Source organism: Flavobacterium johnsoniae (assembly GCF_030388325.1).
GTDB classification, from domain to species: Bacteria; Bacteroidota; Bacteroidia; order Flavobacteriales; family Flavobacteriaceae; genus Flavobacterium; species Flavobacterium johnsoniae_C.
The window spans coordinates 3,523,179-3,546,050 of record NZ_CP103794.1; the positions used below are offsets into that span (position 1 = coordinate 3,523,179).

Annotated in this window: 21 protein-coding genes; 2 read left to right on the forward strand and 19 right to left on the reverse strand. The window is 37.7% G+C overall.

All coding sequences use genetic code 11. The features are described 5' to 3' along the window. Positions 1-4: 4 nt before the first annotated feature. The 13 genes from NYQ10_RS15375 to NYQ10_RS15435 form a co-directional block, all read right to left on the reverse strand. Complete coding sequence (locus NYQ10_RS15375) at positions 5-475, reverse strand: heme-binding domain-containing protein (protein ID WP_008463760.1); 471 nt, start codon at positions 473-475, stop codon at positions 5-7. Position 476: 1 nt separating this feature from the next. Next, a complete protein-coding gene (locus tag NYQ10_RS15380) occupies positions 477-989 on the reverse strand; it encodes a DUF3347 domain-containing protein (protein ID WP_008463761.1) in 513 nt (170 codons plus the stop codon). 239 nt (positions 990-1,228) lie between these two features. Next, positions 1,229-1,921 carry a DUF3347 domain-containing protein gene (locus NYQ10_RS15385; RefSeq protein WP_008463762.1) on the reverse strand — a complete coding sequence of 231 codons (693 nt, stop codon included), beginning with the start codon at positions 1,919-1,921 and terminating at the stop codon, positions 1,229-1,231. A gap of 131 nt (positions 1,922-2,052) precedes the next feature. Continuing rightward, entirely contained in the window at positions 2,053-3,123 is a 1,071-nt protein-coding gene (locus NYQ10_RS15390; RefSeq protein ID WP_008463763.1) for a hypothetical protein, read from the reverse strand. Between the two features lie 14 nt (positions 3,124-3,137). Further along, positions 3,138-3,989 (reverse strand): DUF3347 domain-containing protein, encoded by an 852-nt coding sequence (locus tag NYQ10_RS15395; protein WP_008463764.1) that lies wholly within the window; start codon positions 3,987-3,989, stop codon positions 3,138-3,140. A gap of 149 nt (positions 3,990-4,138) precedes the next feature. Further along, positions 4,139-4,510 (reverse strand): hypothetical protein, encoded by a 372-nt coding sequence (locus NYQ10_RS15400; RefSeq protein WP_035690951.1) that lies wholly within the window; start codon positions 4,508-4,510, stop codon positions 4,139-4,141. A 274-nt stretch (positions 4,511-4,784) separates the two neighbouring features. Then, on the reverse strand, positions 4,785-5,528 hold the full coding sequence (locus NYQ10_RS15405; RefSeq protein ID WP_241686427.1) for a PcfJ domain-containing protein: 744 nt from the start codon (positions 5,526-5,528) through the stop codon (positions 4,785-4,787). Between the two features lie 380 nt (positions 5,529-5,908). After that, positions 5,909-6,646: an IS21-like element helper ATPase IstB gene (istB, locus tag NYQ10_RS15410; RefSeq protein WP_073411995.1), complete on the reverse strand. Its 738-nt coding sequence runs from the start codon at positions 6,644-6,646 to the stop codon at positions 5,909-5,911. 12 nt (positions 6,647-6,658) lie between these two features. Then, a complete protein-coding gene (istA, locus tag NYQ10_RS15415; RefSeq protein WP_073414698.1) occupies positions 6,659-8,212 on the reverse strand; it encodes an IS21 family transposase in 1,554 nt (517 codons plus the stop codon). A 317-nt stretch (positions 8,213-8,529) separates the two neighbouring features. Next, entirely contained in the window at positions 8,530-8,823 is a 294-nt protein-coding gene (locus NYQ10_RS15420; RefSeq protein ID WP_073411759.1) for a putative quinol monooxygenase, read from the reverse strand. 101 nt (positions 8,824-8,924) lie between these two features. Further along, a complete protein-coding gene (locus NYQ10_RS15425; RefSeq protein ID WP_073414700.1) occupies positions 8,925-9,785 on the reverse strand; it encodes a helix-turn-helix domain-containing protein in 861 nt (286 codons plus the stop codon). Between the two features lie 73 nt (positions 9,786-9,858). Then, positions 9,859-10,425, reverse strand: coding sequence for a hypothetical protein (locus NYQ10_RS15430; RefSeq protein ID WP_073411755.1), 567 nt, complete (start codon positions 10,423-10,425; stop codon positions 9,859-9,861). Between the two features lie 458 nt (positions 10,426-10,883). Further along, on the reverse strand, positions 10,884-11,222 hold the full coding sequence (locus NYQ10_RS15435) for a hypothetical protein (RefSeq protein ID WP_129022524.1): 339 nt from the start codon (positions 11,220-11,222) through the stop codon (positions 10,884-10,886). A 163-nt stretch (positions 11,223-11,385) separates the two neighbouring features. Here NYQ10_RS15435 and NYQ10_RS15440 point away from each other — a divergent pair, with 163 nt between their 5' ends. Then, the gene (locus NYQ10_RS15440; protein ID WP_289877174.1) at positions 11,386-12,417 is read left to right on the forward strand and encodes an MFS transporter; all 1,032 of its coding nucleotides are present in this window, start codon (positions 11,386-11,388) and stop codon (positions 12,415-12,417) included. A 404-nt stretch (positions 12,418-12,821) separates the two neighbouring features. Here the strand turns inward: NYQ10_RS15440 and NYQ10_RS15445 are convergent, their stop codons facing one another. Together NYQ10_RS15445 and NYQ10_RS15450 are read right to left on the reverse strand one after the other, a co-directional pair. After that, positions 12,822-16,061 carry a hypothetical protein gene (locus NYQ10_RS15445; protein ID WP_073414703.1) on the reverse strand — a complete coding sequence of 1,080 codons (3,240 nt, stop codon included), beginning with the start codon at positions 16,059-16,061 and terminating at the stop codon, positions 12,822-12,824. Positions 16,062-16,173: 112 nt separating this feature from the next. Next, positions 16,174-17,547, reverse strand: coding sequence for a hypothetical protein (locus NYQ10_RS15450; protein ID WP_289877175.1), 1,374 nt, complete (start codon positions 17,545-17,547; stop codon positions 16,174-16,176). 146 nt (positions 17,548-17,693) lie between these two features. Here NYQ10_RS15450 and NYQ10_RS15455 point away from each other — a divergent pair, with 146 nt between their 5' ends. Next, positions 17,694-17,885, forward strand: coding sequence for a hypothetical protein (locus tag NYQ10_RS15455; RefSeq protein ID WP_073411748.1), 192 nt, complete (start codon positions 17,694-17,696; stop codon positions 17,883-17,885). A 61-nt stretch (positions 17,886-17,946) separates the two neighbouring features. On the opposite strand, the gene NYQ10_RS15460 is transcribed toward NYQ10_RS15455, so the two are convergent. From NYQ10_RS15460 to NYQ10_RS15475, 4 genes are all read right to left on the reverse strand, one after another. Further along, complete coding sequence (locus NYQ10_RS15460; RefSeq protein WP_073414708.1) at positions 17,947-19,092, reverse strand: hypothetical protein; 1,146 nt, start codon at positions 19,090-19,092, stop codon at positions 17,947-17,949. A gap of 102 nt (positions 19,093-19,194) precedes the next feature. Next, complete coding sequence (locus NYQ10_RS15465) at positions 19,195-21,024, reverse strand: DUF4365 domain-containing protein (protein ID WP_289877176.1); 1,830 nt, start codon at positions 21,022-21,024, stop codon at positions 19,195-19,197. A 271-nt stretch (positions 21,025-21,295) separates the two neighbouring features. Continuing rightward, on the reverse strand, positions 21,296-21,829 hold the full coding sequence (locus NYQ10_RS15470; RefSeq protein WP_073414712.1) for a dihydrofolate reductase family protein: 534 nt from the start codon (positions 21,827-21,829) through the stop codon (positions 21,296-21,298). A gap of 73 nt (positions 21,830-21,902) precedes the next feature. Next, positions 21,903-22,637, reverse strand: a complete 735-nt coding sequence (locus NYQ10_RS15475) for a helix-turn-helix transcriptional regulator (RefSeq protein WP_073414714.1) — start codon at positions 22,635-22,637, stop codon at positions 21,903-21,905. Positions 22,638-22,872: the final 235 nt, after the last annotated feature.

A 22,872-nucleotide genomic window follows, 5' to 3' on the forward strand; every position in this document is an offset into this window, starting at 1 on the left:
AGATTTAATTTATTTTTGAAAGACTATCACTTACTTTTTCAATCCAATTGAGTAGCTGTTCTTTCTGAACAGTATTCAGTACTGCATCTTTATGGATCAGCGTATAGGAAGCCAAAGGCATTTGATTGGCTTTTATCTGCTTGGCAATTCGGTCTAATTTATTTTCCTGTTTTCGTTTCGAATAACTTCCCCATTGGCTGAAATTCAAATTTTCTTTTCCTTCCTTGATATGTCCTTCCATAAAGGTACGTGCCGGCTGGATGTAGGAGTACCATGGATATTGCGTGTTGCTGCTGTGACAATCGTAACAAGAAGTCTTAAGAATCGTTTGTATATTTTTGGGAATGGGATAGACTTTTGAAATGTGAATTGGTAAAACCTGCCCGTAATCGGAATTGCGGGCAGGCTGATACAATTGCATCAGTAGAAAAATAATTAACCCAATAAAAAGAATCTTTCTGATGAACCGTTTCATTTTACAATTGTTTTTTCATTGAACCGCAGGTAAGCATTTTAGAACCATAGTAAGGGTTTTTTATCTCTTTTGTTTCACTGATCCAGATAGCTCCTTTTCCACCATCATACATAGGGCAAGAATCCTGATATAGTGTTTTTGCAGCTCCAAAAGTTTTGATCAAATCATTTATGTCTTTACTCAATAGAGCGAAATGCTCTCTTTGATGCTCAATATTACCGCCATTGGCCCCAATATGTTCTGCATGCTCTTTGGCATCGTCAGCTATATCAAGATATTCAGCTTTGGATTTTGGATTTATCGATTTTACATTTGTGGTTTTGAAAGCCGAATACAGTGCCTTGCCAGCTTTAGCGGCCCCGTTGCTGTCATCTTTTGCGAGTGCATTTTTTAACGCTAAATAATCTGCAACAATTTGCTGAGTTGAAAATTTTGCTTCTGTTTTTTTGCTTTGCGCATTGCCAGAAACCATTACGCATACCATTAATATGGCTGAAAGAATTGTATTTTTCATTTTAATTATATTTTAAATTGTTTAAAAAATAGGTTGCTATTGATTTTTTTTCTAAATATCTATTGGACTGTCTACACAATAAACACATGGGAAATAAGTGAATATTCAGCAAAGAGTATCGCACGGCGTAGTCTAAAAAAATTAGATACATTTCAATAAATTATGAACATCATTAGTCACGAGAAAATTGAGTGGTCATTATGTAAACAGCCCGATAAATTTATTAGTACTTAGCTGTACTATAGTTCTTTTTTCATAGAACCACAGGTTAACATTTTTTTTCCTTGATATGGGTTTTTGATCTCCTTGGTTTCGCTTATCCAAATAGCTCCTTTTCCGCCATCATACATAGGACAAAAGTCCTGATACAATTTTTGTTCTGATTTGAAAGATTTTATCAAATCATTCATGTCTTTACTTAACACGGCAAAATGCTCTCTCTGGTGTTCAATATTTCCGCCGTTAGCTCCAATATGTTCTGCGTGTTCTTTGGCATCATCAGCAATATCAAGATATTCTGCTTTTAATTTCGCATCTATCGAATTGGGATTTACACTGTTAAAAACTGCATATAATGCCTTGCCTGCATCTGCAGCTCCTTTTGTATCATCTTTGGTTAATGCATTTTTTAGGGACAGATAATTACTCACGATTTCGTTTATAGAAAATGTTCCTTGAGCAGTCTGGGCTGTTTCTACTTCTGCACTTTTTCCGGCCGTTTCCTTTACTGGCTCGGTTAATTCCATTCCGCATTTGGAACATTTGTCTCCTTTTTTTCCTGTAATTTCAGGATGCATGGAACAGGCATACAATTGCGAGTCATTCTGAGCTGTCCCGGAAGCCGCTTCAGGAGCTGCAGTTTCTTTGTTTTTTGAATTACAAGCTGTAAGTACAATTGCCATTACAAGGGTTGAGAAAATTAGTTTTTTCATTTTTTTTAGTTTTTATCTCTAATGAATGTTTTTTTGTCTAACATTCCTTTGTTTGAGTGTTATAAGAATTATTCTTTTTTTGATTGCAAATCCAATCTCTATTTTGCCTTTTAAATGCCTTTATATCAGATTTATATTTTCAGCACCAATCCGTTGGGTTTTCTACCGACATTAATCGTTTTAGAGACCGTATGGTTTGATACATTAACAACAGAGACCGTATTGGCGGTCTGATTGGTCACATAGGCAGTATTTCCATCTGCTGTAAATGTTATAGCATGTGCACCGGCACCAGTAGTGAATACACCTCCATGAACCCACATCATCTTAGTCTGGTCCCAGGTCCAATAATGGACTTTTGCATTGACAGGATCACTTACCCAAAGTTCTTTCTTATTTCCATTGTGAGACGCTATTCCAGGCATAAATCCTAGATCAATGGTTTGGCCTACGGCATCGGTTGCCACATTGATTACCGAGATAGATTGCCCGTCTTCATTATCAACATACATTCTGGCGTCAGTTCCTGTCCAGGCACCCACAGGGTTTTTTCCCACAGCAACTGTGGCTGTAACCTGCTTGGTTGCGGTATTTATAACTGACACAGTATTGTCATCTCCATTAGCAATATAAGCCTTAGTCCCATCAGAAGAAAAGGTAAGCTCAGCGGGCATCATGCCAACTGCAATGGTGCTTTTCAATGCGTATGTTAAGGCGTCATAAACCAGAACTTTTCCATTGATGTCCATTTGCGGCACCCAGATTTCTGAACCATTTGGGCTGTATATTGTGTTGTGGTTCATCATTGGCAGGCTGATATTTTTTACTGTTGCCCCACTGGCTGGGTCAATTACAAGGAGTTTACCTGTCATTCCTCCCATACCTGCGGTATGGCCTGCAGAGAAGTCCATTCCGGGTACACCGATAGCCAGATGATTGGAATGTAAAGAAATGTGGTGCGGCCACATGATCATATCGTTGCCGCTGCCCATTAGGCTTAAGGTTTCTGTAACTTCATTAGTTTCCAATTTGATTACTGAAATTGTGCCGTCCTGACCATTGACCACATAAGCGGCAGGATAGTTTATATTCAGTTTTGGATCGGACATATTCATATCATCCATTTTACTGCAAGAAAACAGCGAAACGGTCCCTAAAATTAAAACTCCAAGCATTGAACTAACGGTTATTATATTTTTCATTTTTTGATTTGGGATTATTTGATTGTTTCTATAGTTGATCCACAGCTTAACATCTGTGAACCGTAATACGGATTCTTGATGCCGCTTTCTTTGCTGAGCCAATTCGCATCAACCATTGGACAATGATTATAATAAACCGGCTGCGGCTGATCAGCAGTTTTTATAAGATCGTACGTGTTTTTGGAAAGGCTTTTAAAGGATTCCCTTTGCTTTTTTACATCTTGGTTTTCAGAAATATTTGTGGCATCTGAAGCTAAACTTTTCATTGCATTCATCCATGCAGTATGTTCTTTTGGCTTTAGGTTCTCCATTTTAATAGCATTGATTGCAGTAAGGAGCTCTTTAGATTTCAATGCGGCAGTTTTAGCATCTGTTTTCACCAAAGCATCTTTTACATCAAAGTAGCTGTCGAAAATTGCTTTAAAAGGACTGTTTTCTTGTGCATCTGCAGGAACTGCGGCTGTATGCTGTGAATGATCCATTTTACCCATATCCATTTCGGATTTTTTTATTGGAGCCGCCATATTTGTTCTTTCATATTGGCAGCATTGTGGAAGTTTTGCATAGGCGTCACCAGGAGCTAAGAACTGGTCGCTGTCATATCCTGCTAAGGCAATTCTTTTCAGGACTTCATCCTGATTTGTTTTCTTCTCATCATAGGTAATAGCCGCTATTTTGGTGTTTTCATTCCAGTTTACCGAAGCGATATTTTTGATGTTTCCTGCTTTTTCAATAGCAGTTTTGCACATTAAACAATTACCATAAATTTTTGCATTTATGTTTTTTGCATTTTTTATAGGTGCGCCAAACACTATGACTGACAGCAATAGAGTGATTGCCATCAATCCTTTTTGAATTGATTTCATTTTAAAATGTATTTGAAGTGAATATTGCTTTTGAGAAATAATTGCATACAAGAACTGTATAGAGAATTATTCTACAAAAAGCGAAAAATAAAAAAATGAAGCAGTTAGGCTTCCTTTTTTGACACACGTATGGCTGTCAAAAAAGGTATTTAGCTTATTTTAGGGATAAGCCAGATAGTATAGAAACCAGAGAGAATGGAGGTTTCTGAACTGTGGAATTTTTGTTTTTTAGAAAAAACACTTATAGTGATGTTTTTAAAGTCAAGTTGGTTAAAGAAAGTAATTCCTCCGTTACAGATTGAGACACAACCGCATGACTTGTGCCCACATTTATGACCGCAGCAGCCATCATTATTTTTTTTGGAATGACTGCCATCTTTCGAGCAGCAATCATTGTCATGATTTTTGGAAGCTTCTTTAGTATAAGAAATCTTTCCAGAAAGTTTTCCACAAGCAAAAGTAGCCATTGGCATCAAGAAGAAACCTAAGGTAATAATTACTATGATGTGGAATCTTTTCATAAGACATGTAAAATCGTAAACAAAGATAATTATAAAAATATCTCTGTTTATAAATGAAATGTTAAAATTGTTATTTTTTCATAGTTTATTTAGAAATGGATTTTTCTTCCCCTGTTTAATAGTCTGCATTGAAGGCAGTACGCTATTGAACAGTAATTATTTTTTTTTGATTTGAACAATCTAAGAGGAAGATTGCTATAAATCAGCAAGGAAAATTTCAGTGTCTGAAATGTTATAAAGCGGAAAAACCGAAAGTTCTTCGGTTTTTCCGCTTTTAGCATTGTTCTGCTTTCTTCTTTTTCATTCGGGAGCGAATCTGATAAAGGTTTTTTTTCATCAAACTGAAAATAGCTTTATGATGTTTTGAATTGTGATTCCTCAAACCACGGCACTGTGCTATTTCCATTTTAGAAAGAGAAACCTCTATAGTTTCGATTGGTTTGTTGTCAATGCGTGCAGAGAAGAGCAGGGAATCTATCTTTTTGAAATACTCATTGGTAAAAACACAGTGTCTCAGGCTGTCGCCTTCGGTCATAAATTCAGAAACATTCTCCAATACTGAAATAGTAATTCCTGCCCCTGAAAAGCATAACCCGAAAAACTGTTTTTTCTCCTCAGCATACAGACCTTGCGCTTTTTCTATTTCCGCACGCATTTTCACAAGATATTTTTTTCTCAGCAACTGCTGTTTTTTCTCCACCAATCTGTCATGCTCCAAGTGTAAATCAGCAGGACAGACGAGCAGGGCGGAGGTTATGTCTTTTTTAAACCAACGCAAAAGTTCGATATAATCCTCCCAAATTCCAAAATCGGAAACTGTATAATTCTTTTTAAGACATATTTTTACGGCCTGCCAGTTACGCAGGACATGCTGATGGGGAGATTCAAGGTAATAGCGGAGCCATGAAATCTGCCTAGTTTTCAGCAGAGTTTCAGCACAGTGGTCTTTTAATAATGATGAAAGCAACACCTGAGGTGCTACCTCATAAAAACTTGTCTTAAAGCCATTTCGTTTCAATACGGGAAGCACTTTCAAGCGTGGATAAAACCTGTAGGGGTTGATTCGATACTTGGGAGAGTTCTGAAAATCCTTTGGGCGGATTTCAAGGGGCGAATAGTACTGCCATGCATCCTGGATACAATCAGCTGGAAATGTTGTTTCCTTTTCTGACCATTTGCGCGCCCATCCTTAGGATAAAAAACAGTAATGCTGCCGGGGCTGTAAAACGATAAAAGATAAATAAAGTGTAAAACTCAGTGATATTGACCACTGTTTTCCAATTTAAAGTGACCACTTCGTTTCGGTTTAAAGTGACCATCTAATTTCGGTGCAAAGTGAGCACCTAAAAAACTACTTTTTTTCGTGTGTTAATTATTGTTTCAAATATAGATAAATAATTATTCCTTGATTATGCTTTTTTTCTTTCTCATTGATTCCCCATGCAGCTCAACCCTGTGGGCCTGATGTATTAATCTATCAAGGATTGCATCTGCTATGGTTTTCTCGCCGATTATGTCATACCATCCCTGAACGGGGATCTGCGAGGTTACTATAATAGAACCATTGTTGTGCCTGTCCTCGATGATCTCTAAAAGTGTGATTCTGTTCTGGCTGTCCAATGCCTGGAGTCCAAAGTCATCTAGTATGATAACATCCTGCCTTTGTATTTTCATCAGTTCTCTCAGGTATGTACCGTCTGCTTTGGCCATTTTCAGCTTTGCAAACAATTTTGCAGTATTAAAATAACTTACTCTATAGCCTTCAATACAGGCCTGATAACCAAGTGCTGTTCCTAAAAAACTTTTGCCGACACCTGTGCTTCCTGTGATTAGTATATTTTCATTCTTTTCTACAAAACTGCATTCTGCAAGCCGGAGTATAAGATTTCTGTCAATGTTCCGGGACTGGTCAAAATTGATGCTTTCAATATTTGATTTGTAATGGAAGAGTGCATTGGTAATACTGCGTTCAATACGCCTGTTGTGGCGTTCATCCCATTCGGCATCTATTATCATTGACATAAACTGGTCAATGGTATAATGATCGGTTTTACCGCTCTCGATAGCTGTCATGAAGGCGTTATGCATTCCATGAAGCTTCATCTGTTTCATTTTTGCTACAGTAGATTCATTCATTGTAAATTGATTTTAGTTATAATAATTTTTTCCTCTGATATTGCCGTGGTCGGGAAGATCCTGATCTTCTTCCTTTTCGTGTTCCATAGGTATCTTATCCAGACTGTTTTCTAAGATGTTCTGTATGGTTTTAAAATTATAAATCTTAAAGTCCAGAGCACGTTTGCAGGCATTTGCTAATCTTTCTGCACCTACTTTCTTTTCAAAAGACAATATGCCTAGACAGCTTTTATAGGCCTGCTCGGGGTGGTTCCTGCTTTCTATTATCTGCATAATATATTCTCCTACTGCCGGATCAATGCTGTTGGCCCATTCAATAAACCTTAAGGCATTCCACTGTGCTACAAACTGATGTGTGCTTGCCATATGTTCTGGATTTGTGGTATAGATGTAGGGCTTTGGATTTCTGATGTGTGTGGCTATACGGTTGTATTTGAAGTATATTTCAACAGTAGAGCTGGTGTAGAGCAGCTTTACTTTTTTCTTTAAATATTGATAGGGCACGCTATAGTAGTTTTTATCCTGGCTTAACTGGACGTGCCCGTTCTGCATTACTGTTGCCAGAGACTGGTATTTAATCTCAAAGCGTTCCAGAGGAAGAGGCTGCAGTTCATGTCTTTCATCTTCCATAAAGAGTTCAAAACGAGAGTATGGTCTTCCGGTAAGTTTCTTGTTATTATGCGCATCGAGCAGATTCCATATTTCCTGGTTCAGTTCTTCTATGCTGAAGTATTTAGAGTCTTTCAGATTTGCATAAATTCTTCTGTAAAGTATCTTGACTGCTCCTTCAACTAAAGATTTGTCTCTGGGCCTGTAGGCTCTTGCGGGCAGAATAGTGGTTTCATAATGTTCAGCTAAATCTGCAAGAGTTTCATTAATGGTGGGTTCGAAGCGGCTGGTTCTGACTACGGCAGATTTTAAGTTGTCAGGCACAATTGCGGCAGGCGTTCCTTGAAAAAAACGCATTGCATTTTCTACCGAAGCTACAAAATCTTCCTTCTGCTGGCTCATTGACGCTTCTGCGTAAGTATACTGGCTGGCACCGAGTATGGCAACAAAAAACTGTACTTCCTGAACCTCGGACGTGTTTTTGTCTATAATTGAGAGTGTCTTTCCAGCATAATCCACATACATTTTATCGCCAGCCTTGTGATTCATATGCATCACAGGGTTTACCTTGTTGCTCCAGTCTCTGAAGCGGTTCCTGAACTGCGTTACTCTAAGACCATCGGGATGGGTTTCAATATACCTTTCCCACATAGTTTGTATGGTGATGCCCACCTTTTTTAATTCCCGTTCCATCTGAGGAAAATAAGCATACAGATCTTCGATTCTTGAGGAAACAACTTCTGTCGGACCCTGAGAAAACAGCTCGTCCAATTCAGTGTCAGTTTTCTTGTTGACAGTTTCCAGGCTTAATCCCAGCACTTCAAATAAAGAGATATATTTTTTCACAGTATTTCTGGAAAGAGATAAATATCGGCTTATAAACAGCTTGCTTTTGCCGTTGCAGTGCAACTTAATGACTTTTCTGATTTTGTTCATGTCTAGTTTGTTATTTGCCATAGTCTGTAGTTTTTATACAGATCCATGGTTTAACAGCATGAAAAGAAGTAGTGTTAGGTGGTCAATTTGAACCGAAACAAGGTGGTCAGTTTAAATTGAAAAGGGGTGGTCAGTTTGACCCGAAATCGGTGGTCACTTTATGCTGAAAAAGTGTGGTCAATTTGACCGCTTTTTCCACAAAGGACGTAAGCTTTTTTGGGTTGATTTTTTAGATATGTAAAAAATGAGGAAGAGAAGATATTTTTTTGAACAATTAAGGGAGGATTTTGCTGAGTTTTTGCAAAATCCTCCCTTAAATATAATGGTATTATCTTAGGCTATTTGGCAGCTAAAATGTCCAATTTTTCAATAGACGGAGGTGTTGCCAATAGGTCTGGTGCATTTTCCATTAATGCTTTTGCGATCTTACCGCCAAGGTGTGCCTCTCTGCCTTCTTCGTTTGAAAAAGTATCGTAAATACCGAAGGTAGAAGCATCAATACGGAATGCATACCACGTAACGGTACCGGCTTCTTCAAGAGCAAGCGGTAATGCTCCTGTAATAAAATCTTCAACGTTTTTTTCTTGGCCGACCTTTGCTTCCAACCGAACTAACAATCCTAATTTTTTCATTGTTTTTATTTTTTAGTTAAACAATTCTTTAATCAGACAAAATTAGAAAAAACCAGCGCTGCTTCGTTTATTAGTTTGGTTCAATAAGTTATGAAAAGAGGTCAATTAGAGTGGATGTGGTTGGGGCTATACCCAAATTCATTTTTAAAGGCTGCACTAAAATTTGACAAGCTGCCATAGCCAAAGTCCATAAAAATTTCGGAAGGTGTGACTTGGTTATTATGTAACAATTCTTTGGCCTTGTTAAGCCGTTTTTGCTGAAACCATTTCCCTGGAGATTTCTGGTATATACTTATAAATTTTCTCTTAAAAGTAGAGGCACTCATATTGCACAGAAAGGCTATTTCGTCAATATTCAAGTTCGTATAAAGGTTCTTTTCAATTACCATTTTAAATGATAATTCTCTTTCATTGATTAGTAAATAATGTAAGTAATCTAAAAATACCGTCCCATATTTATCAGCCAGATAAAGCATTATTTCTTCAAATTTCAGTTCCAAAATCTTTTGAGAGATAGATTGTTGCAAACCAAAAATCTGTTGGAGCGAATGAATATAATGGATGATAAAATTGTCTTTCTCTAAGAGGAAATAAGGTATATCCGTTATCTTTTTATCTGAGGCATTCTGACTGAAAGAATGGGAATGTTTCAAGAAAAAATCGGTGATGTTTTTGTGAGAAAAGAAGAAGAGTAAACAACGGTATGAGCTTACACCTACCAGTTCGGTAACCAAAACATTATTAGATGTGATAAGTAGCGATTGTGTTTCATTGATTGAAATGATATCATTAGAAAAGTGAATGTTTTTTTGACCATCCAATAAGAAACTGAATACATTTTTATTCAGGCCAATCTTGTTTCTAGAACCGTTCTTATACACTTCGTAATTGAAAATTTGCAAATCCGAAGTATGAGTTTCGTTATGTTCCCATAGATCTTCGGGAAGGTTTGTAATGTCCATCGTCAAAATTAAATTGATTTTTTACGGAGTGTTCTTTGGTTGTGTCATTAAAAAATTCGTTCCAAAAGCGATTTTAGCCATTTGAGTTTTTTCTTGCTGTAAGAAGGGTACTTGATAACGCCTTACCACCTGACGAATAGATAAGCTCAAAAAGCTGTTGCTTTCTTTCATCCATCTTTTTCGGGAATATTTCCAAAAGTTTTTCCGAAACCTTTTCTGCAAAGCTATCTAAGCTTGTAAGGTCTTCTTTAGAAATATCCCAAAAACCTGCGGGAAGCCGAATCTCATCTTTTCCAAAATCTGTCCCGTTGTATCCGAGCCGGTATTCGGCACCGAGCAAGGTAAGACATACCATAAAAAGCTTTGTTTGCTTTTTGAAAATATACCGCCTTGCTTTTTTATCCAGATTAAATAATTCGGCTACCAATGGTTCCTGATCTGTACAGCTAAACATAATGTCCACTCTTCCATCGGGAAAAATAATGACTTCTTTATCTTCATCGGTATGATTGGCGCATAGCAGGAAACTCTCCACAAAACCGGAGAGCCGTTTGTCAGGAACAATTTTTATGTACTCAAAATCTTGCATCGTTTTTATGTGCATCTGACCTGGGAAGAAATATTGGATATTCTTAATCAATCTGTCAGATGAATTATATATGCAAAACTAACAAAAAAAAAACAGTCTAAAATACACCACCACACGCGGCAAATGCTGAGTGTGGTGGTGTAAGATTTTACCATTAATGAGGTCGTATGGGCTGTTACAACTCATAGATTTCTTTTAATGCTTCTTTCAATGCCAAAGGTTTTCTTCCCAAAAGGTTTTCCAGATCGTTTGTTACCTCTTCAAACTGGTGGTTTTTCTGATCTTCGGCAAAACCGGCGGTTAGTAAAATGGCAAATTCGGGAACGCCAAACTGCTTTAGTTTTTCGGTAAACTCTGTTGGGGCGGCATTGGTGTAAGAAACCGATTTGCCTGAACGATTTAGTAACCTAACCTTGTCATTTTAAGCCCAAAACTTGTCGGACACCTACTTCCAAATTTTGCCTCACGTTTTATAAACCACTGTATATGAACGGTCTTAACCGTTTTGCTTATTTTTGCTTTCTCCTAATATTTTTAGCTAAAAAATCGACTTTCACCGCTACATATTCGGCATAGCCACGGGCATTTGGTGAAAGTGCAAAAACCGCTTCGCCTACTTCAAAACCATCGGCACCTTCCGTTTTTTCTACAATTTCGCCAGATATATCCCAACCTATGGAAAAGATGAAAGCTGAGAATGCCAGTTTTGAAACTGGAAAGGCTGCTCTGCAAAACTGGTACAACAATGATCGCGGGGAATCGCTTTTTGCGGAACTGTCATTTAATTTTAAAAAAAAGTATGAGGAATAAAATAAAAAAAAGATGGAGTACAGTTTTATTGTTTTCATCTGCCCAAGCTCTTTTTCAGACGGGCTCTATATTGGTTATGGCTTTATCTGGTCTTGTCGGTTTAGAGATTGCGCCAGAGAAAAGTCTGGCTACGCTGCCCATTGCTATGATTTCAGTTGGAACCGTTCTTATGATGATTCTCGCTTCTCTTATTATTAAAAGATGGGCCAGAGAAAAGCATTTCTTATTGGGACAATCATCGGCGTGCTTGCGGGAATGCTTTCATTTTACGCTATTTTAAAAAACTCATTTGTTCTATTTGTTTTAGGAAACACCCTTATAGGAGTCTGCCAGGCTTTTACACAATATTATCGTTTTGCAGCCGCCGATTCGGTTCCTCAGAAGATCAAAGGAAAAGCAATATCATTTGTGATCGGAGGCGGAGTTGTGGCCGCAATTGCGGGACCGGCCTTAGCCAGATCTACCCAGAATATTGGCGCGGTTTCATTTGCCTATTCCTTTTTATCCATCTCTTTTTTGAGTATCATTTCTTTTCTGGTTAATTTTGGTCTAAAAGAGAAAAAACGTATAACGGCGCAGCAGAAGGATTTTCAGTTTAAGCAATCAAGACCGCTGGGGGAAATTATGGGACAGAATAAAACCATTTTGGCTTTATTATCCTCGGCAGTAGGATATTCCGTGATGATAATGATTATGACCGCAACACCTTTGGCAATGCACCACTGCGGCTATTCCGGCGATGATTCGTCTGTTGTGATACAGTGGCATGTGCTTGGAATGTTTGTGCCTTCTTTTTTTACCGGCACTTTGATTGAGAAATTTGGCACGGGCAGAATAATTCTGTCTGGTGTAGGCATACTGTTTTTGCATTTATATCTGGTTCTGACAGGCACTGATTTTCTTCATTTTGTGTCCGGTCTTATCTTTCTTGGAATAGGCTGGAACTTTATGTTTGTAGGCGGCTCAACTTTATTGTCAAAGGTATATCGAGAAGATGAAAAAGAAAAAGTCCAGGCTTTTCATGATTTTTTTGTTTACATTATCATGAGCATTTCGAGCCTTTCAGCAGGAGTCCTTCTGAGCAGGTGGGGATGGAAAGGAGTAAACATAGCTGCAATTCCAATGCTTCTAATTGTTCTCGGGGCTTTTGCAATTATGAAAGCGAAACATAAAAAGAGAAAAAAGAGTGGCTGGTTTTTAACGCCAAGAAAGCGAATCATTTCAAACAAATAAAAAATGGCGCCAAATTGTCTTCAATTGGCGCCATTTGGCTTTGTGACCTCTACGGGACAAATTACAATAAATTTTTTGGAAGATTTGAAGCGATTGGCGTACTACAGGTAGACGCTGTCTTTCATTGGCTTTCTAATTTTGGTTTAGATGTACCGTTGGGGATTGATACAAAAAATATAAAAAACTCAATTGATTTATCGATTTAGCTAATATATAAATTTACATATTTTAGGGCGAATTTGAAAAGATTGCCGTATTTAAGGCAAAAGTGTCTTTGTTTGGCTCTGTGAATTACTGTCTAGGATTTTGGTTTTGTGGAACAAAGTTAATCCCTTTCAATAATGTTTTAAGGGGATTTGTTGTCATGGGAAAATTCTTGTTTGGTTATTTTTTAAAATATTGGTTTAATCCTGAAATGCTGAATTAAGTAAAGAAAGTTCTAAAAAGACAGTAAAGCTTTTAAAAAAAAGTGGATAATCTATTTCTATTTCATTATCATCGATGATTTTCAGTAGATTTCCAGGATAGATATACAAAAGATGAAAAGACGATAAACTTTCCATTTTGCCAATCATGGCATTATAGAGAATAAGTTTTATGTTCTTTCTTATATCTTCTTTAGAAAAAAGTTTAAAAATTTCCGAATCTGCAAGTGCGGAATAATTTTGATTAGCAAAGCCAGCGACATCATACGACTTCAGGGCTTTTTCCTTAATTAGTGCTTTATCTTCCTGTTTCAGGATTCCCTCTTTGAAACGTGAAGCGCTGTCTGACTTCATTCTTGCAGAGTTCTTGTCCTGCGGAAAAGTCACAAAATCAACAGCTTTGTTTTTCAGTATTTTTAGCTCAGGTGATTCTTCTTCAACGTTGATCCTGTATCCAAACATTGCCATAACTGACTTTAGTTCGTTTTCACGAGACGAACCCAGTACATTTGAAACATCTATGTAATCAATCTTCTTATCATAACTGTGAGTTCGTAAAATTCCATTGAGCGCGCGTTGAAAGATATTGTTTGGCAAAAGATTAATATAGTCAGTGGGCAGATCCAGCCATGAAATGGAGAGATCAGCAGCATCAAAATTTTCATTTATAAAATGGATTATGTCCGCCGGATGCTGTTTAATGTATGAAGCTAGCAGCTCACGGTAACCTTTTTCTGAAATATTCTGTATTTGATTAATGAGTTCTATGGAACGCAATGGATTTATAAAATCTTTGTCTTGAAATATTTTTAAGGTTACGTCAAGACTGTACATTGAGTAGTCTTTACGGTTGTAATACTTGCACCAGAAATGGCTGATTTCAGCTATGTTGATTTTTCTTTCCTCATGCAGGGACAGCCTTATGTAATTATGCACCATATCCCTCAGGGCGAAACTTCCCCTGTATTTGTTTTTTTTGATAAAATATTCAAGTGTAAGGCACTTGTAATCATTATGCTGCGGATGTAATCCATAAGCATACAGATATTTTTTTGTGGCTTTCAGCATCCAGAGCGCTTTAAAACTTTCTATATGATATAAAGCAATAAAGTCCTGCAGAATTTTATTGCCAAGGGTAGCATTCCCATTCATATAGTGATCAATTGCACTGAATAGATTTTTATACTTGCCTTGCTTTATCTGGTGTATATACAGATTTTGCAGGATATAAGGAATTACATCCTGTAAATCGAATTCATCACTTTTAGCCAAAAGCTCAGTGATTGCTGGTGCTGTAAGTGCTTTGGCATGTTTGCTGAAAAATGATTTCTCTTCTCTGATGTCCTTATCAAGTTCACGATAAAAATACCTGGTGTCGTAATGCTGAGAAGCCATAAGATTTAAAATTAACGATGCGTTATTGGTCGTGATGTAATACAGCATTGCAAATAGATAGCCGTCGCTTGTAATATCTTCTTCTGTATATCCATTATGGATCAAAGCTTTGAGGTAGGTAAATATAACCTGGTCCTGTGTGGAGATATGGTCCCTTTGAACCATGTTAATAATCAGAGATAGGTCATAAAAGTCTATGATTTCCAGTGCTTCAGGATCTATCGAGCAGAGATTTTCCCTAATCTGAAAATAAAAGGATTGGATGGCTTCAAAATCAATGACATTTTCCATAAGTTGACGGAACTGTGCGATTGAAATGTATTTTTTAGTGATGTTGTTTTTCTTTGTTTCAGAAAGTTCGTAAAAATTTAATCTCGACAGGAACCTTTTTTCGCCTGCCATTATTGAAGTGTAAACCTTGTTGCTTACCTTCTCAAGAGTCTTTGAGTAGTTTATATTTAATTTTCTGAGATAGGTCACAAGACTATCATGAAAGAGCGCTACACGGTTGAGACGGATTTCAAATAGATAGGGGTGTTCCTCTATAAATTCTTTTACGATATCACCTAGATCTGAGTCAAGAAAAAAATCAATTTCAGAATGCATGGTATAGGTGTGGGAACAGAGGAACAGAGCCAGTGCCTGTTTGCCTTTTTCATTGGTAATTATCTGCTGGTAATAATTATCAATGCTTTCTAACTGATCATACTGAGGTAGTTTTTTTTCTTTTTTGTAATGCTCTGCAACGTATTTCACCAAAATGGGATATCCCTGGGTGATAGTGAAAATTTTGCTTGCAATGCTGTATTTCGAAATGTGGTACAGTTCATTTAGCACTTTGGCCGTCTGCTCCAGATTCCAATTTCCTAAAGTATATTTTTCCCAGGATAACACTCGCTGCAAAGGACGGCTGAGAACGATGGTTTTAGTGCCTTTGTGCAGTTTATCAATGAAGGTGATAAATTTTTCTAAGTCACTTCTGTTGTAGTTCTCGACATGATCCAGTCCATCTATTATTATTGTTTTATTATTGGTTATAAGATGGTTTAGGATCACCTTTTCATCGCGTTCGCGATAATCACCGAAGATATTTTTAGATAGTTCACTTAGGAAGTTCTCGTATTTCAACCGTTTGTCATAGTCTTTGTCCTGACTTGAAGTCCAAAAACGGTATAGGATATTATTGGGGTACTGATCTGTAATTGTATTGACAAAATGGCTTTTTCCGACTCCAGGTTTTCCTTCGATAAGCAGGATATTTTCCACTAAAAGACGCTCACGAGCCACATTGACGGTCGTTTCCAGAAGCTCAGTACTGAAGAGTGCTATTGATGGGAGCTGTTCTCTTGATATTTTTAATATTCTCTGGTCAAGTCGGCCATTAAAAAAGTACTCAATGATATTCTTCCTGTTTTCATCCAGTGCATATAGCTCATGAATTTTTTCTATCATTTCTTTACGGCTCATGGAGATTATAAATACTCCTGAAAAATTATAGGCTGGCATGCCAAGTACTTCGCTATCTGGTATAATGTCGATCTCCTTAAAAATGATGATATTGCTGTGACCCGAGAGTTTATGGGATTTTCCTTTTATTGAAATCTCATTTCCGGAAACGGCCAGTTTATCAAGGGTCATTGCATCCATATCCTTGATTTGAAAAAAATAATGCTCAAGACCGCAACGTATTTTTACATCATCAAAATTGTTTTGAATGGCTGCCTCGATTTCCATTTCATCTATATTTCTTTCAGCATCCATTTTAGCTAGCAGCAGTGATGAGGCAAGCCATTGGTAAGAGTATCCGATAAAGGCGTATTTCATATTTTTTAAGTGTAATATTTTCAAAAAGGACAAATAGTTATCCAAACCATTTTTTATTCAATGGATCAACAATTATTTTGGAAGAAATAAAGATGGCAATTTCAACTCTTATTTATTCTGGAAACTCGTTTTCGCTACCTTGGAACAAGGTATGTTTGGTAAACCATCCCATTCTTTTAACATCCTGCCTGATCATTTCCTCATGATCTGGCTCATACTTCTCAATTTTGTCTATATGGGCGAAGAAAAATCTATGGCTTCGGTTGGATGATATTAAGATTAAGGATTTGCTTTTATATCCTGTAAATAGATTAACACTTTCTATTGCCAGAGTATTTAGGGTATTTATCATTTCCATATCCATCTGGTCCGTGTAAAAAGTGAACAGCACACCCACGCCGTCATAATCGCCGAACCGCCTTCCGAAATTTAGTCCAGAAACGTCTTTGTAACGGTTGTGGAACTCGAAATAGCTTTTGGCGATGGATCGTCTGGTAAGCCTGTCGAATGACAGCATTGCTTTGGCAAGGTTTAACCGCATTGGTGTCAGATTTTGAAGATATTCATTTTTTAGGATTTCATTCTGCACAAAATCGTCGATGAAATAGCTGGCTTTATCTGCTTCTGCCTTATTTTTTACTTGCTGAATATCGGAAAACGAATCCCAGTCACCATCGATTTGCAGAAAGATGCCGTTAGAATCATCGTTGAGAAACGGCGGGAAATTTCTAGCATTTTTGAAGAAGTGGGAAAGAAGATCCTTTTCCGTACCCGAGATCAGAATGTAGTTTTGTGTCAGCTGCTTTTGGAGCGCAAAAAATTCCTTCTGCGTTTCGAGAGGAAAGTCGTACTCGTCGCCTGGCATGATTATGGTGATCCTCCCCTTAAATAGTTTCTCCCTTTTTTCAAGATAATCTATAAAATCAGGAATCGTATCAAGCTGGCTGATAATAGTTTCGAAGGAATCTTTATCAAATAAGGTTACATAATCATCGTTTTTCGTGGAATGGTTAAAGGGATAAAATTTTACTCCTTCTCCCAAATTGATTACAATTCGAAATACTTTGGTGATTTGTTCTCTTGGAAAAATCTCCATTTCCCTGTCGGGATGCTTGATCTGCACTTCTGCAGCTCCGAATAAAGTACGGCAGGCACCATGGATCTGTTTTACAGCCTTTTCAATAGTGTTGTTGAAATACCTGAAATGATTTCCCTTAAATTCGTAGTTCTTAACTGAGATGACGATTAGCACCGAATTGAAAATAATCAAGAGGTCGCAGATTTCCTTTTTATCGCCATTTTCATATTTTGGTCCAGGAAAACACCAGTACTTCAAGAACGATCTGTAAGCAAGAGTGTTTACAAAATCTTCACCTAATTTGCCTTTGTCTTCAATTATCATAATTTTTTGCTTTTCGAGAACGAAATTTAGTAAAAAAATTAATGGATTTGAATTTAAGTTTGCGCGGGCTATTCCTATGCTCATGGTAATTCTGATAATTAAAGTAATTCCAATCAACAAGCTAACTGATATTTGGGAAGTATATAGAAACTATACCGTTGTACTTCGTGGGTCTTCTAACCGAAGTTTTAATTAATTTGTATATTTGATAAACTTAAAATCAAGCAGTTATGAAAGGATTTATATTTGTGCTGGATGAAGAAAACGTGCCGCACTTTATTAATGTCAATTCTATTGTCACTATTAACGGAACTAACAAAGGAAGGAATGCAGAACTTCATTTAAGCAATTGCTCCATGTTCACAGCGAAAAAAACGGTAGAGGAAGTAGCCAAATTAATCGAAGCTTCCCTTGAAGACTAGTTATATTTTCCATTTATTTTCTGGTTATAGTTGCTTGGACTTTCTGTTTTGGACATTGTCACTATTTCCTGTATCTATTGTCAGTTTTGCTGACCCTGCTAGCCCTGAATAGATAATTGTCATTCAATAGGTCTTCAAGTTCTTGGTCAAACACCCACTCATGATGGATGTAATTCCAGAAAATCTGAAAATATTCCTTATCATTTGGATCTCTAAACACAACAGCGCCTATGCATCTGCTGGCTTTGGAATCATACTTCAGGGCAAATGCATAATTGTCCAGGGCATTTGCCCAATTAGCCGCATTTTTCGAGTGCAGAGGAATAAAAACAAAAGCGCAGTCGGTTCTTGGAACGTACATTCTATAGGGAGTCGTAAAGTCCTGGTTTTCGGATTCCTGCACACACAATGAGTATTTCTGCTTGAAGGCGGCCAGCTCAAACCTATTCAGCAGGGCAAGTTCGGCCAAAATTGGATAATATTCGGTTTCATAGTTGGCCATTTTAATATTTTTTGCAAAGTTTTCCATTATACCCGAAATATCAAATTCTGAAGTTGTCTGGTCGAAATGCAATAGCGAATTGATGTATTTTGCATTGAAATGGTCAGCGTCGGGCGTCTCGAGAAAATGCGAAAGGAAATATTGTTCGGGAAGGGCTGCAGATGCCCTTTTGTCAAACAGGAACAGGCGTTCCCTGAAGGACAGATATTCATTGATTTCACAAGGTGTTAGGAGCAGTCTGCAGATCCATGTGTAATCCTCTTCATGAAATAGATGAATCAATCCAATTTCAGTGCTTTCGTAAAACTTGATCTGTCGCAGTTGTTCTGAAAAATCCTTTGCCTGATAGATTATGATTTTCCTGCTTGGATTGTCCTTGGCCTGGGCAATGTTAATTTTATGCCCTTTCTCGTTTTCTATGTGGATATCTGAGTATTCGCTGAGATATTTCGTGGTGGCTTTTATCTGTTTTACCGCCTTATTCAAAATCTTGCTTTGGAACCATTTTCTATCGTCGCTTGCATCGAGTTCCTTTTCCTTGATCTGGAAAATAAAAAAAATGTCCTCTATCCAAACCACATTGTCGGCAAACTCCAGCTGCTGTTTGCTGTTTAGCCCCTTGAAATCATTCTTGCTGAATGTGAATTCCCTAAAAAAGATATTTTGATTTATAAATGAAATTTGATTTTCCGACTGCGTTTTCATGTGTAATATTTTTTTTTGATGATGGAATTTTGAACGGGGAAAGCAAGTTTTTCTTTTAATTATTTCAGCAAGATTTGATGGATGGCGTGCCCAGTAATGAGGTTAGTTTAATATATCCTTTTCGCCCTCATTTTCATGGGGCATAATCGAAAAATCAAATGCTGGAAAATCCCTGATGGACCAGCGGGGCCTAAAAGCAAGCTCCTCTCTTGAAAGCATCCTGTAGCAGTCTATTCCCTCTTGCACAGCAAGATCCTGAATTCTGTTCATGTGTGAGGTGTATTTCGCAACGAAGTTTTCATGCGACGTTCCTTGATTGAAAATCGGTTCATATTCTTTTCGCAAACCCTCGAATTCAAATGCGTCTATAACTTCAAGTATTTTTTCTTTTGCATCGCAGGCTGCATTCACATTTCCGGAAAATTGCAGGATTTCATATTTAAGGATCATGCAGCATAGCATGTTTTCCCTGTATTCATTCTGTTCAAATGCTTCTGCAAGCTTGTCGAGATGATCGCAGTTCCTTCTTAGCTTCTCGAGCACTGACGGATCAACAGGCTGGAGCAGATCAAAGCTTCTGTATTTCCAGCATGAGAGATAATGAAGGTGAAACGCTTTCTGGTATTCCCATTTTATGCCCGCCAGGGTCAAGATGCCGATCGAGATGAAATATCCGCAATTCTCGGCATAATCCACTATGCTGTTAAGACGCCAGCGGAATATTTTTTCAAGTTCAAGCCATTGCTTAAAGACAGTGGTGTGAAGAAGATTCTGGACTCGTCCCGCAACGTAGACGGAATTCTTTGCCAGATCGCTGAAAAGGATGCTGGATTCGGCATCAATGATCTTATTGAAGGCAATGATTCGCAGTCCAATTTTTTTTTCATTTTCAATAACCTTCTGCATGGATTCGTAGAACTTCAGTATTGAAGAAGCTGGTTCTCCGCTATTGGAAGACAATTCTTCAAAAGCATTCTCAATCTGGAAAAAGGAGCCTGAATCCTCCAGATGGCCGATCTTTTTTACAGCCCGGTCGTACTGCTCTTTGGATATTATGTCCAAAAGATATCTGGTATTGAGTATAGTATGTTCGATTATCGCCCGACCCTCCGGGTCAAATTCGTCGGAATATTTCTTGGCGCTTTTCAGAAGGTCCATCGCCTTGTAGAGATCCCCGCGCTGAAAATAGGCAATGCCGCAAAAAAGGTAGAATCGGGGAGTTGCTGTGTTTCTTGGCCAGCTCCTTTTCTCCATTTCAATTACGGTGTCAAAACGGTGTGCATTTACAAGATCCGCGCCAAACTTGTCTATATATTCTATATTTTCCGATACGCTGTATACTATGTTGTCGGAATCAATGAGAAGGCTGCTGGAATTTGGGCTGTTTGACGGAAATCTGTAGCTGTTGATCCTTCTGAGAAGAACTCCGCTTGCATACGTTTCCTCGTAGATTTCCTGCACTGCCTGTTCAGAAAGAATTTTGGTGAAATAAATCTTCTGCTTTGCTTTTTGCTGCCATTTCCCATTTCTGCCCTTGATCTGATCCAGAATATTTTTGACGTTTTCGAAGTAGAAACAAGCTGAAGGATGGTGATAAAAAACATAGTAGGCGGGCATGCCGTTATTGAGCAGGTAGCTTATATTGGATGTTGAGATCTGAAGTCCGAAACTTCCATCGGTTCCCTGTTTGATTTTATTTGTCGCCTTCAGCTGGACAGCAAACCTGTAATTGGTGTATACGCTACCTCCTGATGCAGATTCTTTTTTCAGTTCGATATGAAAATCTATCCCTTTGTCACGCATCGTTTCAGATCGTATCTCAAATTTTTGTACAGGGAACCGCTTCCTGAACAAAACACTTGAAATAGTTTCAAGACTTTCATTTGGATTCACTTTTGGAAGATTTTCGTCGTCGAAGTCCTTGACTGCCATTTTAAAAAGCTTTATCTGTAAAATTAAATAAAAACTCTCATAATTTCATTAGGCGTGAAAAATCATGAAAAAAAACATTATCTGTATTTAGTGTGGGGATGTCCGTTAAAATCAAACAAAAAACTCAATCCAGGAATTGGATTGAGTTTGATAATTTGTAGTAGAGTGATTGTCTGGTGGCGATATCAATATAAAAAGCCTGTTGCGGACCAAGCACATTTTTTAATATGCTCTGCGAGAAAGGTATAAGTGCGCACCCTTTTTTAAAGTTTCAGCTATTTTTCTCGTATGTAAGCTGCGCTAATCCCGTTTCAAATGTTTGCGCGGATATAAACTCTAGTCTCTGTTCAGGTCTGCCGTCCTGAAAAAGCCTGGTGCCAGCACCTAAAAGAATAGGAATTACAGATATTACAAACCCGTCTATAAGGCTGTGCATCATCAGTTCATTTATGAGTTCGGCACCGCCGTCGCAATAAATATTTTTACCATTTTCATTTTTTAGATGTTTAATTAATCCGGGGATATCGCCATTATAAAAAATTGTTCTTCCAATTTGGGGCCTTTCGGTTCTTGTAATGACATAAACATCCCGATTCCCATTGTCATAATGTGATGGGCCTATTTCTTTGAGAACATAATCATATGTTTTTCGTCCAACTATCACGGTATCGATTTCAGAAATAAAGTCTGCATAGCCGTAATCCTCGCCCTGCTTTTCCACAAGCTTTAGAAAGCTTAGGTCATCATTTGGCTTTGCAATGTAACCATCTAAACTCATGGCAATGAAAAGTTTTATTTTTCGCATCTGTTTTAAATTTTTGTTGTTCTGCCAAATGTAGCGGCAGAAATTTAACCGCGCTTTGTAAAAATGCGACAAATTAAAGCAATGACGGTGAAAAGCCTGTATATCGCTTGATTTCATTGGTGAGATGGGCATGGTCATAGTAACCGCATTCAAAAGCAATATCTGACAGGCTTCGATTGTGATCTGATTTTCTGATAATATTCAGAGCATTCTGAAAGCGGATTATATTTGAGTATTCTTTCGGGGACAAGCCGATATAATTTTTGAAATTGCGTTCCAGCTGCCTAACTGTTGTGCAGTGCTTCTGGGACAATTCGTGGATGCCCATATATCCCTTAGCAGCATCAATGTCATTGATAACCGGCTGCAGGGGGTTGTAGCTGCTTTTCATCCGATCAGTGAAAAAGCATTCGAAATAATTAAAGGGGTCTGCTATTACCCTGTCGATATCAAATGATTTGGATTTTTCGAATTCGACAGTATTATTACTGAGTGCGCTTTGAGGATCATAGCAGTAGAAGTTGGAAAATGCTGCGGGCTTCAGGCATGCTCCCAATAAATGGGTATCGGTTTCAATTATGCTGTCTTTAAAAGAATTCATTGCTCCGACAACATAAGTTTTTCCACTGTCCATAGAAAGAGAACCGTTGTCTGTCATGCACTTGCTTCCAATATTAATCAGTATTCCCGAACATCCGTCCGGATATACGCGTTCCAATTCTGCTTTGGATTGGCTTCCTCTAAGTTCCCAAAAAAAGCTAATGAAAGGTTCCAGTTCTTTGCTGACTCTAATTATTTTGTATTCCATTTATTGCTGGTTTTAAGTTATAGGAAATGAATATAATAGGAATGCTTTGCGCAATTTTTATGTAAAGTTATGTATAAATCTGAAACACCAAGCATCATTGCACTGCAGGAAAAGAAAAAACGCAATGCTTATAGGACCGGCTGGAATTCCGAAGTGTTTTTCACTGTTCAATCAGGTAATTCTACCTGCGTTTTTTTCTGTTTTATTTTAATAAATTTGGCTAGCTGCATTTTTT